Source organism: Parvibaculum sp. (assembly GCF_035511255.1).
Classification (GTDB): Bacteria; Pseudomonadota; Alphaproteobacteria; order Parvibaculales; family Parvibaculaceae; genus Parvibaculum.
Map to the genome: position 1 here is coordinate 1 of NZ_DATKFR010000169.1, position 14,167 is coordinate 14,167.

Here is a 14,167-nt window from a genome sequence, read left to right on the forward strand (position 1 = left end):
CGACAGCTCAGTTCCGGATGTCCCCGCAAGCGGCGCATCGTTTCCAGACACGAATTCCGCCTCGGCCGCGCTCTACCAGCGCGCGCTCCGGGTCATGCCCGGGGGCAATTCGAGGCACACCGTATTTTTCAAACCCTATCCGGTCTACGCGGCGCGGGGCCGGGGCGCGCGGGTGTGGGACGAGGACGGCATCGAACGCATCGATCTCATCAACAACTATTCGTCCCTCATTCACGGACACAACCACCCGCGGATCGTCGAAGCCATTGTCGCGCAGGCCCAGAACATCCTCTCGATCGCACTTCCGACGCGAAAGGAGATCGAGCTCGCCGAAATCGTCACCGACCGCGTGCCTGGCGTCGAACAGATCCGTTTCTGTAATTCGGGCACCGAAGGCGTCATGTTCGCGATCAAGGCGGCCCGCGCCTACACGAACCGGCCGAAGATCGCGAAGATCGAAGGCGCCTATCACGGCAGCGACGATACGGCCGGCATCAGCACCGGCCCCACGCCGGACAAATGGGGAGATGCGGAAGCGCCCGCGAGCGTCGCGCCGGCGGGAACCGGGCCCGGGGCCGCGCAAGACGTCGTCATCCTGCCGATGAACGAGGTCGAGACGGCGCGGCGCATCATCCGCGCCCATGCCGACGAACTCGCCGGCGTCATACTCGATCCGTTGGTCAAGAATCTGGGATACGAGCCCGCCACCCCCACCTTCGTGAAGATGCTCCGCGAGGAAACGTCGCGCTGCGGCGCGATGCTGATCTTCGACGAAGTCTACAGTTTCCGCCTCGGCTTCAACGGTGCGCAGGGAGCTGTCGGCGTGATTCCCGATCTGACGGCGATGGGAAAGATCATCGGCGGCGGATTGCCGGTCGGTGCCGTGGGCGGACGCGCGTCGCTGATGACCGAACTCTTCGACCCTCGCACCGGAAAGCCGAAGCTTGGGCATGGCGGCACCTTCAATGCCAATCCGATGACCATGGCCGCCGGCGTCGTCGCGATGGAGCTTTTCGACCGCGAATCGTTCGACCGCCTGTCCGCCTTGTCCGATCGCTTCAGGGCCGGGCTGCGCGAGGCCATCAAGATCGCCGGCGTTCCGGCGACCGTGAAGGGGTCGGCCTCCATGACATCGCTGTTTCATGTGGAGGGCGAGGCGCATAATTATCGCGACGTCGTCTCCATGATGCGCTCGAATGCGACGGCGACGCAGCGGGCGGAAATATTCTTCAACCACATGCTCAACAACGGCGTTCTGATGGGGGCGCCTGGATTCTTCGTCTTCTCGACCGCCGTTACCGATGCCGATATCGACCACACGCTGGATCAGGCGTTGAGCGCCCTCCGCAAACTGGACAGATAAATGCTGCCTTCTCACAAGCACACCCCTTCCGGAAAATTGCGGGCGCGGGGCGCCGGCGTTCCTTTCATCGGCAAGCCGGGTCCGAATAACGCCATCACCGACGTTCCGGGCGTCGAGGTCGGCTATTGCACGTTGATCAGCGGCGAAGGGCCCCTTGTCGTAGGACAGGGACCGGTCAGAACCGGCGTCACCGCGATCTTTCCGCGCGGCAGGGAACATCCGGAAGTCGCCGTCTATAGCGGTTATTTCAGCATGAGCGGCAACGGCGAGATGAGCGGCGCCGCCTTCATCGAGGAACGCGGCCGCTTCGACGGGCCAATCACCATTACCAATACGCATTCCTGCGGCATTACGCGCGACGCGACTGCCCAGTGGATGTTCAACCGCCTCGACCCCGCCAAGAAATCCGACCAGCCCTTCTGGCTACCCGTCGCGGCGGAGACCTTCGACGGCTACCTGAACGACATCAATGGCCATCATGTGAAGCACGAGCATGTCTTTGCGGCCTTCGACGACGCCCGCAGCGGTCCGATCGAGGAAGGCAGCGTCGGCGGTGGAACGGGCATGCGATGCTACGAGTTCAAGGGTGGCTCGGGTTCAGCTTCCCGCGAAGTGGTCTATGCCGACACGACCTACCATGTCGGCGCTTTCGTCCAGTCCAATTTCGGCAAGCGGCACCTGATGACCATCGCCGGTATTCCCGTCGGACTTGAGATACCCGTCACCAGCGACGACGTGGGCGAATACGGCTCGATCATCGGCGTCGTGGCGACCGACGCTCCCATGCTGCCGCATCAACTTAACCGCGTGGCTCGACGCGCCGCCTACGGAATTGCGCGCTCGGGCGGAATCGCATCGAACGAATCCGGAGATCTGTTCCTGAGCTTCTCCACCGCCAACAAGGAGGCGGTCGACACGCACACGGGGCTGAATTCGGCAAGCTTCGTCGGGGAGGCAGCGATGAGCGCCTTCTACGAAGCGACCATTCAGGCCGTCGACGAAGCGATCATGAACAGCATCTTTGCGAACCAGACGATGGTCGGCCGCGACGGCAACAGCATTCCCGGCCTGCCCATAGAGCGGGTTCAGAAGATCCTGCTGAGGCATGGCCGCCTGACGACGATCGATTGACCGCGGACAGAAGACTCGCCGGGCCTGCACTACTTGGCTTGCCCCTGCCGCGTCCCGGCGCTAAAACCGCAGACGATACCCTGATTTGCGGTTGTCGACGGAGGACGGCGTGACGGTTACCGAGAGGACAACGGCGAAGCGAAAGTCTTCGCGTCCCTATCATAAAGGGAATGTGTCCGAGGACCTGCTCGCAGCGGCCTCGCGCATTCTCGAGAACGAGCGCTTCGAGGATCTCTCCGTGCGTCGTCTCGCGCGGGAAGTCGGCGTGACGCCCGGCAACTTCTACAATCATTTCGAAAGCCTCGACGATCTCCTGCTGTCGCTTGCCGCCGATGCCTTCGATCAGCGCGCCCGGCTCATCAGACGTATGATAAACAGTTCGAAACCGCGAACCGAGGCTGCTCGCATGGTCTCGCTCTCGTTCGTCGAATTCGCGATCGCCAATCACCAGCTCTTCCGGATCATGTTCGGGCAGATTCCGAACGCCACGACGCATGAGCGATTCCGCAACGCCGCCGAGGGCTCCTTTGCCGAGCTGGTTCACCTGCTCTACGGCGAAGACATCTACAGACCGGATGATGTCACCTGGTCGCATGAACATTGCCGGGACGCCTATGCACTCTTTTCATTCATGTACGGCCTCGCCCGGAACATTATCGAGAACCAGATAACCTTCCCCACCGGAACCAGAGCCGAGCTGCGGCGCTTCGTGCTGGAAGTCGTCGATCTTCTCATCACCGGCCAGAACTTCGTGCTCGCCAAGCGCAGCAGGGATTAATTCACCCTCATCCGCATGACGTCATGCCCGCCCCGGTTTCCCGGAGCGGGCATGCCGCATTCACACGATACTCGCGCGTGAACTAGAAATCGTGCGAGACCTGGACGCCGAACGTCCGTCCATAGGATGTCGAGACTGGCCCGGCGTAGTATTCGAACTCGACGATCCGGTCGTCCAGCAGGTTGTTAACGAAGGCCGTCAGGCGCGTACTGCCGTTGATCACCACGCCACCCGTCAAATCGATCTTCGTCAGATTCTCGTAGGGGGTCTGCAGACTCGGGTCGAGGATACCGCCGATCTCTTCGCGAACGGCGGCACTGCCGACGAGTGTCAGTTTGTCCGACACCGGATATTTGGCGTCAAGCCTGACATTCATTGTCCAATCGCGGGTGTAGGGAATCTTCGTTCCCGTCAGGTCGAACTCATAACTGGTGCCAGGGTACTGGAGGCCCTTCGTGAACCGGTCATGAAGATATCCGACGCTCGCCGCTCCCGTTAGCCAAGGAGCGATCCTCGCAAAGCCTTCGAACTCCACGCCGTAGGTCCGCGCGTCGCCTGCGTTCCCCAGATAATAGTAGCCATAAGTATTGTCGTTCGGATCGTCGAACTGCACGACAAGATCCTTCTGGTCCATAATGAAGGCCGCCAGATTGAGACCGAGTTTACCATCGAGCCACTGGGTCTTGACGCCGACTTCATAGTTCTTGGCGCTCTCCTGGCCGTAGGGCACGAAGGCTGGATCCGACGTCGATGCATTGAACGAGCCCGCGCGAAATCCCGTCGAGTAGAGCGCGTAGAGGTTCACATTCTCGGTCGCCTTGTAGTTGATACCGGTCGAGGGCGCCAAGAAATGAAATTTCGGCGCATCATGCAGTTTGTAGGAAGGAGCGGCCGAACCGAAGAGCGCGGCAAGATAGCCGTTCACCGCCGGGTCGGAACCCGGAATGATGCCTTGAGCGAAGTTCAGGGTCTTTTTGTCCTGCGTCCAGCGCAGACCACCGAATACCGAAAGATCGTCGGTGAAGTGGTAGGTGAGTTCCGCAAAGGTCGAGATCGATTTGGTCTTGATCGACGTGCCCGGAAGCGGAAGGCCCGCGCTGCCGGAGACGACGGAATAGCCGGCGGGAGCGCCGGGAAAAGGCGCGATGTTCAGTGTCGTGTCGTAGACGCGCGAATAGTCAAAGGTCTCGTCGAAATAGGAAACGCCGGCAATCCAGGTGAGGGGCATGTCCTCCTTCGACGTCCAGAGTCCCTCGACGTAAAAGTCGTTCGTCGATTCGCTGCCCTTCATGACACGTTGCAACGCGCCGAGCGTCGTCGGCGCGAAATCCGTATAATCCGCGTCCTGGATGCTGTGATGGTCATAGTCCTTGTAGGACGCCAGAAGATTGAAGAGACCGATATCGGTTTCGTAAGCGATATTCTGGGAGACATAATAGGTTTCCGAGGTCGCCCTTGACGGCGTGTCCTGGTGAATCGTGCGATAAGACTCAGGATCGCTCCGGTTGGTTCCGAGCGCCACGTCGTTCAGCACGCCGTTCGGTGCATATGCCCTGAGCGCCGGCCCCTCCGTCTTTTGATATTCGGCCACCCACAGAATGGAGAGGTCTTCCGTAGCTTGCGCCTTGGCGCTGAAGCGAAGCCCCTTGTCATAGCCCTTGTCGATCTCCTGATGGAGCGTCTCGTTATAATATTCGCCCTTTTCCTGGTTGAACCACCAACCCGCCATGCGGGTCGAGAACTTGCTGTTCACCGGGGCATTGATTGCGCCCTCCAGCTCGGTCCTGTCGTATCGGCCGTAGCTTGCGCGGGCATATCCGCCGAATTCATCCGTCGGCGTCGCATATATCACGTTGATCGCGCCGCCGAGAGCATTTCGGCCGTAGAGACCACCTTGCGGTCCCCGCAGCACCTCGATCCGCTCCACGTCGACCTGGGAGCCGAGATTCGATCGCGAGCCGCCGTAGAAAATCCCGTTGCGGTAGAGACCAAAGTTCGGCTCGGCATAGAGATCCGCCTGTCGAATGCCGCGAATGTTGACGTAGGTATTGCTGTTGTCTGGATTAGTCGGGATCACCGCGTTGGGAATCAGCGCGATGACATCTTTCATATCGCTGATCCCCGCATCGCGAAGAGCATCGCCGGAAATTGCCGACACCGAAGCCGGCACATTGAATAGCGTCTCCGATCGACGACGCGCCGTGACGACCATCTCTTCGACAGCGTCACCGTCTGCAGCCGCTTCTTGCAACTTCGCCTTCTCGTCCTTCTTTGTCGCCTCGCCTGCATCCACTGCGGTGGATGCATCGGCCGCCGCGGCAGCCGTTCCTGCAAAAACGCAGACCGGCACAGCCAGCAGCGGTAAACTGACCGAAGCAAGCAGCGCACTTCTGAATCTCGATAGCAGATGCATAGTGAAACCCCTTTTTTTAGAGAAGCGCCGCAACGAGTGATCCCCCGCGCCCCTTCGACCGTCGGAAATAGCGTGCAGAAAAATGCTTCGCCATATCAACACCGTTCACATTACGGACGGAAACTTTTTTTATGTCAACACCGTTCATATTAAGCTCGGCCAGAAACCATTGCGTGAGGATTTCTGGCGACACCCAGGAACTTCATCGTCCCGTAAATGCCGTTTTTATGCGCTTTTCGTGCTTATTTGGATGCCACCGTGTCGATATTCAGTGCACCGGCATCGACACCGGAATGCGAACCAATGTAGTCAACGTACGTTGACGCTCACGGAGCCGTCTGAAAAGAGAGCCGCGCGCTTCATCCCGGCAGAGATGAACGGCATTGCGATTCTTCCCGCCACATCGATGGCGATAAGCCCACCGCTACCGCCGAGGTCTTCGACCTCCCGAAGGACGGCGACCGCGGCGTCATTCAGCCCCTGTCCGGCATAGTGCAACCGATGGGCGACCTGAACGGCTGCGGCCGTCCGAATGAAGAACTCGCCATGACCTGTGCAAGACACCGCGCAAAACCGATCCGCCCAGGTACCGGCGCCCGGAACCGGACTATCGCCGACACGCCCCGCCTGCTTCCCGAAAATGCCAGCCGTGGATGTCGCCGAAGCAAGTCCGCCGTACCGATCGAGAACAACGCAGCCCACGGTGCCAAAAGGCCGGCTCCCGAATCCCGAAGCGGAACGACCGGAGCCGACATGGGTGTACCAGTTATCGTCCGGCACGGGCTCGAGACCGCTTCGTCTCGCAAAGGCAGCCGCTCCCGCACCGGCAAAAAAAACATGTGGCGAGCTTTCCATCACGGCGCGCGCGACTTCGACGGGACTTTTGAAGTTCTGCAATGCGGCGACCGCGCCAATCCGGGCCGTTGTACCGTCCATCAGAGCGGCGTCGAGCTCATACAGGCCTTCATCGTTAGGCGACGCGCCCCGCCCCGCCACGTAAAGTCCCGACATCTCCATCTCATGCACGATGGCGGCGGCGATGCTGGCGGCGGCTTCGCCTTGATCGAGCCTTGTTCTCGCTACTTCCACAAGTTCCCGCATATGCTCGATTTCGAGGCTGTAATCCTTTGCGGTATCGATGATCGCTCCACCATGGAGCGCCATGGCCCCGCCCTGGATGCCAGCCATGTCAGGCCCCTTCCACTAGAACGATCTCCGCGACGCCCGCGCCTTTTCGATGCTGCCTCGCCCGTGCATAGGCCGGCGATCGGTAGCAATCGAGCGCGGCTTCCATGGAGTCGAATTCGATGATCACGTTCCTCGGGCGGGCGTTTCCCTCAACCGCATTGAAATCTCCGCCTCTCGCGAGAACCTTGGCATTATACGTCGCGAAGACCTTCGTCGCCTCGGTCGCATAAAGGGAATATCGCTCGGGGTCGGTGACCGTGACGCGCGCGATCCAGTACGCCTTGGGCATGACTATCCTCTTGAAGATATGGGACTCAGCCGACAGGTCGTGGCGCTTTTCATGCGATAGCGCCACGACGCGTTTCCGGCTCCGGATCGCGACGCAGCCTTCCCCGCACATTGAATTGCTGCCGGCTCAGAAAAATATATACGACGTATATATTGCGTCAACACGCTTCGCCGATCGATGTGCTCGTCGCTGATCGTCTACGAGGGGTTTGGAGAGTTGGAGCCAGGTATGGCGGCCCCTGTTCCATGCAGGCTTTCGCGTCGAAGGCCTTAACTCAGGCTGATTCAGATATTTCAGTCCGTCTTGCCCGGTTTGTGGTCGCGATAGTCAGTTTCGTCCAGCTGCACGCGTTCCGGTGCGCCGAACAGGCGGAACGCCATGATCGATGCCGTCTCGCGAATGCCCGGAATCTTGTGGAGCTTGAAATTGACGAACTCACCTACGCTTTGTTCCTCGGGCAGATAAAACTTGGCGAGGAGATCGTAAACTCCGGTAATGGAATAGACTTCGGAGGTCTCTTCCAGCCCCTCGACCAGCCGCTCGGCTACGTCATAAGCTTTCCCGAGCTCGCACTTGATCTGAACATAGAGCGGTTTCATCGGCATTCTCCCGCGCCGCGAAAGGCGCTCGACTTCGTGGAACGTTTCTCTTGGAAGCCCACGCGACCGAGCTCCCGAGAAGCAGCAACCGCGCATTTCCTAAAATGCGGAAAATGAAGCCGCTTTTTTGTACCGGACGACGTATCCGCCGGCGCCGTCTTCTAAAAGGCGGCACCGGTCCATCCGTTCAACACTTGACGAACGGATGAGACGGGCGTTGGAACGCGCCCGCGGACGCCGCACCCGGCCACCTCTTCTGCGAGGACAAGAGAGGCGTCGGCTATTCGATCCCGGCTCGGGCACGCCCCGGCATTTTTTTATCTTCAGATCAAAGTCCTTGCCTTTCAAGCTTTCGAGCGTTGCGTTAGGCGATATCCGCCGAGCGGACCGAGGCCTTCAATTTCTCGAGAAGCGAAGTCAGAATCTGCAGATCGGTACGCGTGAGCCCTTGCATCGCCTCGGCGATCCACTGCTGATGAACCGGAACCATGGTATCGAAAAGCTTGCGTCCTCCCCGCGTCAGGGCGATCAAAGTGCTGCGCCGGTCCTCCGGATGGGGCTTGCGCGCAACCAGATGGTCTTTTTCCATGGCATCGATGAGCGTCGTTACATTGCCGTTGGTGACCATCAGCCTTTCCGAAATTTCGCCCATGCTGAGAGTACCGCCCGCCGCATCGAGCTGGGCCAGCACGTCGAAACGCGGCAAGGTCGTCGAGAATTCCGACCGCAGGCGGCTTCGGATATCGCCTTCGATCATTTTCGAACAGGCGAGCAGGCGCAACCAGGCGCGCAACTGGAGCTTTTCGGCGCCAGTTCCCGTCTTTCGGTAACCCGTCACTGCTTGAACTGTCTTCCGAGACGACTGCATGACTTCCCCTACCCCGTGGCTCGATCAGGGCAACAATATGATCTTCCCGGTGCTTCGTCTGCTTTCGAGAAGCTCATGAGCCATGGCAGCTTCGTCGAGCCGAAAGCGGTGTCCGATCACCGGTGGCAGTGCCCCATTCATATAGAGATCGCACAGGTCGCGCCATGACGGCGGAATCAATTCAGGTTTCCGGGCGAAAATGACGCTGAGATTGAGCGCCGCGTAGCTGGCGGATTTGGAGAGCAGCGTGCCGACATCCGGTCGCGGTTCGATTCCACCGGCCACGCCGACCGTGACGAGGCGCCCCAGCGGCGCGAGAGCCTGCTGCAAGGTCCAGAACAGCTCTCCTCCCACGGTTTCGATGACCACGTCGGGCCCCCGCCCTTCCGTGATTTCCGCAAGCCGCGCGGAAACATCTTCGACGCGGTAGTTGACGACATGTTCCACGCCGAGTTTCGCGACATATTCGCGCTTTTCGTCGGAGCCGATGCCGGCGATCATCCTAAGGTTCCAGGCTTTCGCCAGTTGAAGAATGGCAGTCCCGAGGCCGCCCGCGGCGGCGCTGATGAACAGCCCATCTCCGCTCTCTGCATGTCCGAGCGTGCGGAGCGCGTGATAACCGGTGAGATAGACATGGGTGAAGGCCGCCGCCTCTTCGAAGGACATAGTCTCCGGCAGCGGCAACGCGTAGTGCGCCGGAACGGAGACCCATTCCGCATAGGCACCCCCGAAAGGCGAATAGACACCGACGCGGTCGCCGGGGCGATGCTCGCGCACGGCCGCACCGCAGGCCACCACGACGCCTGCCCCCTCACAACCGACGACGATGGGCGGCGGCCGCATGCTTGGATGGGCGGCCTCGCGGCAAAGCACGTCGGCATAGTTGACGCCGATCGCATGGAAGCGCACAAGCACCGCATGTTCGTCGATTTCGGGTACCGGCAGATCGACCCATGCAAGCACTTCCGGTCCGCCACGGCGTTCGGCGCGTATCGCCTTCATGAACTCTCCCATCAGGTCACCTTCAGCCGCGCATGGTGCGCCGGCTGTTTCCATTCGTCGCTCTCCATGATGTGGCGCAAGGCAGCGACCGCATCCCAGAGCTCCGTATAGCCGAGATAGAGCGGCGTGAAGCCAAACCTCAGAACATCCGGCGCACGGAAATCGCCGATCACGCCTCGCGCGATCAGGGACTGCATGATGGGCCATGCAGACGCATGGCTGAGGCATACCTGGCTGCCGCGACGGTCCGCCTCCCTCGGCGAAACGATCTCGAAACCGAGACCGGCGACCTCCTGCTCTATCAACGCGGCGAAGATCTCCGCCTGCCGGACGGATTTGGCCCGCAGGGCCGACATGGAGGCCTCGAGCATCAGATCGACCCCGACTTCCAGCGCAGAGAGGCTGATCAGCGGGGGCGTCCCGACCAGCGCGCGCGCGATGCCGGACGCCGGCCGATAGGAAGGCTCGAAGGCAAAGGGATCGGCGTGACCGAACCAGCCCGTCAGCGGAACCGCGACGGTATCCTGATGACGCCTGGCGACATAGAGAAAGGCCGGGGCGCCGGGACCGCCATTGAGATACTTGTATCCGCAGCCAACCGCGAAATCCGCGCCGGCGGCGGCAAGGTGTAGCGGAACGGCACCCGCCGAATGGGCGAGATCCCAGACGGTCAACGCGCCCGCCCGGTGCGCGCGTTCCGTCACCTTCGCCATGTCGTACATGCGACCCGTGCGGTAATTCACATGCGTCAGCATGACGACCGCGACATCCTCATCGATCGCGCTCTCAATTTCGTCGGGCTCGGCCAGCACGAGTTCGTGGTCGCCACCGAGAAGCGCGATCAGGCCTTCGGCCATGTAGAGATCAGTCGGGAAATTCGCCGGCTCCGACAGGATAACCCGCCGGCCGGGCCGGAGCTTCAACGCCGCCGCCAGCATCTTGAAGAGATTGACGGAGGTCGAATCCGCAACGATCGTTTCCCCCTCGTCCGCTCCGATCAAGCGACCGATCTTCGCGCCGATGCGTTGCTGCAAGTCGATCCAGCCATACTGATTCCAGCTCCGAATGAGCCCCTGCGCCCATTCGACATCGACGACGTGGCGCACCCGCTCCGACGCGGCTTTCGGCATGGCGCCCAGTGAATTGCCGTCGAGATAGATCAGACCGTCCGGCAAATGGAAGCGGTCTCGAAAGGTGCGCAATTCATCGCGCTCGTCCATCGTCTCGAGAGCGGCGCGGGTCAATTTCACTGTCATCTCGGCAACTCTCTCAGGACAGCACGTACCGGGGCGGCGTCGAGTTCCGCGAGACGCAGGGGCAAGGCGATGAGTTCATAGTCGCCCGGCGTCACCGCATCGAGAACGAGGCCTTCGAGGATCGACATGCCATTGCGACGGACGGCATGATGCGCATCGAGCGTCTTCGAGGTTTCGGGATCGAGGGACGGCGTGTCGACGCCGATCAGCACGACACCACGCGACGCGAGGAGGTCGATGGAGGTGGCTGCAACCGACGCGAAAAGCGGGTCCCATGTCTCGAGCGGCGCCCGCTCATAGGTCCGCAGCAGCACGCGCGGCGGCACGTCGTCGAGGAACGGGCGAAGATCGTCCGGTTCGACCCGTTGCCCGCTCGCCGTTACGTCGATCACGCGGCAGGGCCCGACATACCGTCCGAGATCGAGACCGTCGACTGGCGCGCCGTCCTTCGCATAGTGAAGCGGCGCGTCGGCATGCGCGCCCGTATGCGTCGACAAAGTGATGCGGGAGACGTTCACGACGCCCCCTGGACCTATTTCCCATTTGCGTTCCTGCATGAAGGGCGTATCTCCGGGCCAGACCGCGATACGCGGACTCAACGGCGGCGAGATGTCTATCAACGCGCTCGTCATAGCGCCGTCCTCACGTCCCACAATTCGGGGAAGAAGACGATGTCGAGCGCCTTCTGGAGATAGCCGACGCCGGCTGTGCCGCCTGTCCCTCGCTTGAAGCCGATCACGCGCCGCACCGTCGTCATGTGCCGGAAGCGCCATTGCTGGAACGAATCCTCGATATCGACGAGCTCCTCCGCGAGCTGGTAGAGATCCCAGTATTCCTCCGAATGTCGGTAAACCTCGGTCCATGCCTCCAACACGCTCGGGTGCGGATGATGCGGCAACGAGAGGTCCCGGTTCAGAACGTCCGGATCGATAAAAAATCCGCGGCGGACGAGAAGCCTGATCGCTTCATCGTAAAGACTGGGACGCCGCAGCGCGGTCTGAAGCTTCGCGTCCAGTTCGGGAATATGCGCATGCGGCTTCAGCATGTGCTCCTGCTTGTTTCCCAGCAGGAACTCGATCTGGCGATATTGAGCCGACTGAAAGCCGGACGACTGACCGAGCGCATCGCGAAAATTCGAATAATCGGCCGGCGTCATCGTCGCCAGCACATCCCAGGATTGTATGAGCTGCGCCTGAATACGACTGACGCGGGCCATGCTCTTGAAGGCAGGCTCGAGCCGATCGTTGCGCAGAAGCGCAACGGCATTTTCGAGTTCGTGCAACACCAGCTTCATCCAGAGCTCTGACGACTGATGTATGATGATGAAGAGCAATTCATCGTGCTGGTCGCTACGGGGCTTTTGCGCGGAGAGAATAGTGTCGAGGTCGAGGTAGTCGCCGTAACTCATGCTTTCGGCGAAGTCTCCGTGAGCCTCAGCCGCCAGTTTTGCCGCCGCTTCTCTCGCTTCGTCCTTCTGCACCTGCTTACTCCACAAAAAATACTAACAGACGACGAAATTAGTTTATGCATAAACTTTTTTAAATCAAACAAAATGCGACTCTTCCGATTGCCTGGGAATATAGTTCATATATAAACTATGTCGTCCTGCTTATCGCCGGCCCGCGTCGGCCGGATCGGGGAACAACATGAAGATCGTATGTGTCGGCGGCGGCCCAGCCGGGCTCTATTTCTCCATCCTGATGAAGATTTCCGATCCGGCGCATGACATCGAGGTCTTCGAGCGCAACCGTCGCGACGACACGTTCGGCTGGGGTGTGGTTTTCTCGGACCAGACCATCCAGAACCTGAAAGACGGTGACGAGGAAACGCACAGACGGATCGTCGACAGTTTCCAGCACTGGGACGACATCGACGTTCACTTCAAGGATCGCGTCGTCACCTCCGGCGGACACGGCTTCTGCGGCATCGAACGCAAGCGTCTCCTCAACATCCTTCAGGATCGCGCGGAAGAGCTTGGCGTCAGCCTGCATTTCGAAACCGAGATCGAAGACGTTTCCCGCTTCGCCGGCGCCGACCTCGTCATCGCCTCCGACGGCATCAACAGCCGGATAAGAACGCAATTTTCCGACTCATTCGAACCGGAGATCGACCGGCGGAAAAACAAATTCGTCTGGCTCGGCACGCACAAGCTCTTCGATGCATTCACCTTCATTTTCGTCGAAACGAAATGGGGCTGGATGCAGGCGCATGCCTACCGCTTCAACGAGGATACCTCGACGTTCATCGTCGAGATGCGCGAGGAAACCTGGGCCGCCGCCGGTCTGGCGGATGCAGATACGAGCCGGACCATTGCGTTCTGCGCAGAAGTCTTCGCTCCCTGGCTCGACGGCAACGCCCTTCTGGCCAACGGAAGGCACCCCCGCGGATCGGAATGGATCACCTTTCCACGGATCGCCAACAAGCGATGGATCAAGGACAACATCGTCCTGATGGGCGACGCGGCCCACACGGCGCATTTCTCGATCGGCTCCGGCACCAAGCTCGCGCTGGAGGATGCGATCGGCCTCGCCCGTTCGCTCGGCAAGCATTCCGACATCACCGGGGCCCTGCGCGCCTATGAAGCCGAGCGGCGCATCGAGGTGGTTAAGATCCAGTCTGCCGCGCGCAACTCGACCGAGTGGTTCGAGAATGTCGGACGCTACACAGCGCTCGAGCCCGAGCAGTTCGCCTACAGCCTCCTCACGCGCAGCCAACGCGTCAGCCACGAAAACCTGCGCCTCAGGGACAAGGCCTATCTCGAAGGCATGGAACGATGGCTGAACCGCAAGGCGGGGATCGCCGACCGGAACATACCCGTGCCGCCCATGTTCCTGCCGATCAGGCTCCGTCAGATGGAGATCGGCAACCGTATCGTCGTCTCCCCGATGGCGACCTACAGCGCCGAGAACGGCGTGCCGAACGACTTTCATCTGGTTCATCTGGGGGCACGCGCGATGGGCGGCGCGGGCCTCGTCTTCACCGAGATGACCTGTATCGCACCTGACGCCCGCATCACCCCCGGATGCCCCGGCCTCTGGAGCGCTGCGCAGACGGCCGCATGGCGCCGGATCGTCGACTTCGTTCACCAGAATTCGACCGCAAAAATTTGCCTGCAGCTCGGCCATGCCGGCCCAAAAGGATCGACTCGGCTCGGCTGGGACGGCATGGACGAACCGCTGGCCGATGGAAACTGGCCGCTCCTCGCCGCCTCCACCATCCCCTGGGGTCCGGGAAATCAGGTCCCGCGCCAGGCGACCCGGGACGACATGATCGCGGTGCG

13 protein-coding genes are annotated in these 14,167 nt (G+C 60.8%); 4 read left to right on the forward strand and 9 right to left on the reverse strand.

Going from position 1 to position 14,167, the window contains the following annotated elements:
• The 3 genes from VMR03_RS06165 to VMR03_RS06175 all read left to right on the forward strand — a co-directional run.
• Positions 1 to 1,363: aspartate aminotransferase family protein (locus VMR03_RS06165; RefSeq protein WP_325403307.1), on the forward strand; the 1,363-nt coding region annotated here is incomplete at its 5' end.
• On the forward strand, positions 1,364 to 2,494 hold the full coding sequence (locus tag VMR03_RS06170) for a P1 family peptidase (RefSeq protein WP_325403309.1): 1,131 nt from the start codon (positions 1,364 to 1,366) through the stop codon (positions 2,492 to 2,494). It abuts the gene before it with no gap.
• Positions 2,495 to 2,666: 172 nt separating this feature from the next.
• Entirely contained in the window at positions 2,667 to 3,272 is a 606-nt protein-coding gene (locus tag VMR03_RS06175) for a helix-turn-helix domain-containing protein (protein WP_325403311.1), read from the forward strand.
• Positions 3,273 to 3,354: 82 nt separating this feature from the next.
• Here the strand turns inward: VMR03_RS06175 and VMR03_RS06180 are convergent, their stop codons facing one another.
• The 9 genes from VMR03_RS06180 to kynA all read right to left on the reverse strand — a co-directional run bounded on the left by VMR03_RS06180 (position 3,355) and on the right by kynA (position 12,295).
• Complete coding sequence (locus VMR03_RS06180) at positions 3,355 to 5,718, reverse strand: TonB-dependent receptor (RefSeq protein ID WP_325403313.1); 2,364 nt, start codon at positions 5,716 to 5,718, stop codon at positions 3,355 to 3,357.
• Between the two features lie 276 nt (positions 5,719 to 5,994).
• Positions 5,995 to 6,849, reverse strand: coding sequence for an isoaspartyl peptidase/L-asparaginase (locus VMR03_RS06185; protein ID WP_325403315.1), 855 nt, complete (start codon positions 6,847 to 6,849; stop codon positions 5,995 to 5,997).
• A 25-nt stretch (positions 6,850 to 6,874) separates the two neighbouring features.
• Positions 6,875 to 7,162: a DUF1330 domain-containing protein gene (locus VMR03_RS06190; protein ID WP_325403317.1), complete on the reverse strand. Its 288-nt coding sequence runs from the start codon at positions 7,160 to 7,162 to the stop codon at positions 6,875 to 6,877.
• A 293-nt stretch (positions 7,163 to 7,455) separates the two neighbouring features.
• A complete protein-coding gene (locus tag VMR03_RS06195; protein ID WP_325403318.1) occupies positions 7,456 to 7,761 on the reverse strand; it encodes an Lrp/AsnC ligand binding domain-containing protein in 306 nt (101 codons plus the stop codon).
• Positions 7,762 to 8,125: 364 nt separating this feature from the next.
• Entirely contained in the window at positions 8,126 to 8,599 is a 474-nt protein-coding gene (locus VMR03_RS06200; protein WP_325403320.1) for a MarR family transcriptional regulator, read from the reverse strand.
• 54 nt (positions 8,600 to 8,653) lie between these two features.
• A complete protein-coding gene (locus VMR03_RS06205; protein WP_325403322.1) occupies positions 8,654 to 9,631 on the reverse strand; it encodes an NADPH:quinone oxidoreductase family protein in 978 nt (325 codons plus the stop codon).
• Between the two features lie 11 nt (positions 9,632 to 9,642).
• Positions 9,643 to 10,887 (reverse strand): kynureninase, encoded by a 1,245-nt coding sequence (kynU, locus tag VMR03_RS06210; protein WP_325403324.1) that lies wholly within the window; start codon positions 10,885 to 10,887, stop codon positions 9,643 to 9,645.
• Positions 10,884 to 11,519 (reverse strand): arylformamidase, encoded by a 636-nt coding sequence (kynB, locus tag VMR03_RS06215; protein ID WP_325403326.1) that lies wholly within the window; start codon positions 11,517 to 11,519, stop codon positions 10,884 to 10,886. Before kynB ends, kynU begins: the two co-directional genes overlap by 4 nt.
• Positions 11,516 to 12,295 (reverse strand): tryptophan 2,3-dioxygenase, encoded by a 780-nt coding sequence (gene kynA, locus VMR03_RS06220; protein ID WP_325403330.1) that lies wholly within the window; start codon positions 12,293 to 12,295, stop codon positions 11,516 to 11,518. Before kynA ends, kynB begins: the two co-directional genes overlap by 4 nt.
• A gap of 238 nt (positions 12,296 to 12,533) precedes the next feature.
• On the opposite strand from kynA, the gene VMR03_RS06225 reads away from it, so the two are divergent.
• Positions 12,534 to 14,167, forward strand: a 1,634-nt coding sequence (locus tag VMR03_RS06225) for an FAD-dependent monooxygenase (RefSeq protein WP_325403328.1), incomplete at its 3' end; no start/stop codon positions are given.

Bases quoted from the DNA above. Each gene is read 5' to 3' on its own strand.
- VMR03_RS06190 (WP_325403317.1), bottom strand. From the start codon at position 7,162: ATGCCCAAGGCGTACTGGATCGCGCGCGTCACGGTCACCGACCCCGAG.
- VMR03_RS06185 (WP_325403315.1), bottom strand. From the start codon at position 6,849: ATGGCGCTCCATGGTGGAGCGATCATCGATACCGCAAAGGATTACAGC.
- VMR03_RS06205 (WP_325403322.1), bottom strand. From the start codon at position 9,631: ATGAAGGCGATACGCGCCGAACGCCGTGGCGGACCGGAAGTGCTTGCA.
- VMR03_RS06170 (WP_325403309.1), top strand. From the start codon at position 1,364: ATGCTGCCTTCTCACAAGCACACCCCTTCCGGAAAATTGCGGGCGCGG.
- kynB (WP_325403326.1), bottom strand. From the start codon at position 11,519: ATGACGAGCGCGTTGATAGACATCTCGCCGCCGTTGAGTCCGCGTATC.
- kynA (WP_325403330.1), bottom strand. From the start codon at position 12,295: ATGAGTTACGGCGACTACCTCGACCTCGACACTATTCTCTCCGCGCAA.
- kynU (WP_325403324.1), bottom strand. From the start codon at position 10,887: ATGACAGTGAAATTGACCCGCGCCGCTCTCGAGACGATGGACGAGCGC.
- VMR03_RS06195 (WP_325403318.1), bottom strand. From the start codon at position 7,761: ATGAAACCGCTCTATGTTCAGATCAAGTGCGAGCTCGGGAAAGCTTAT.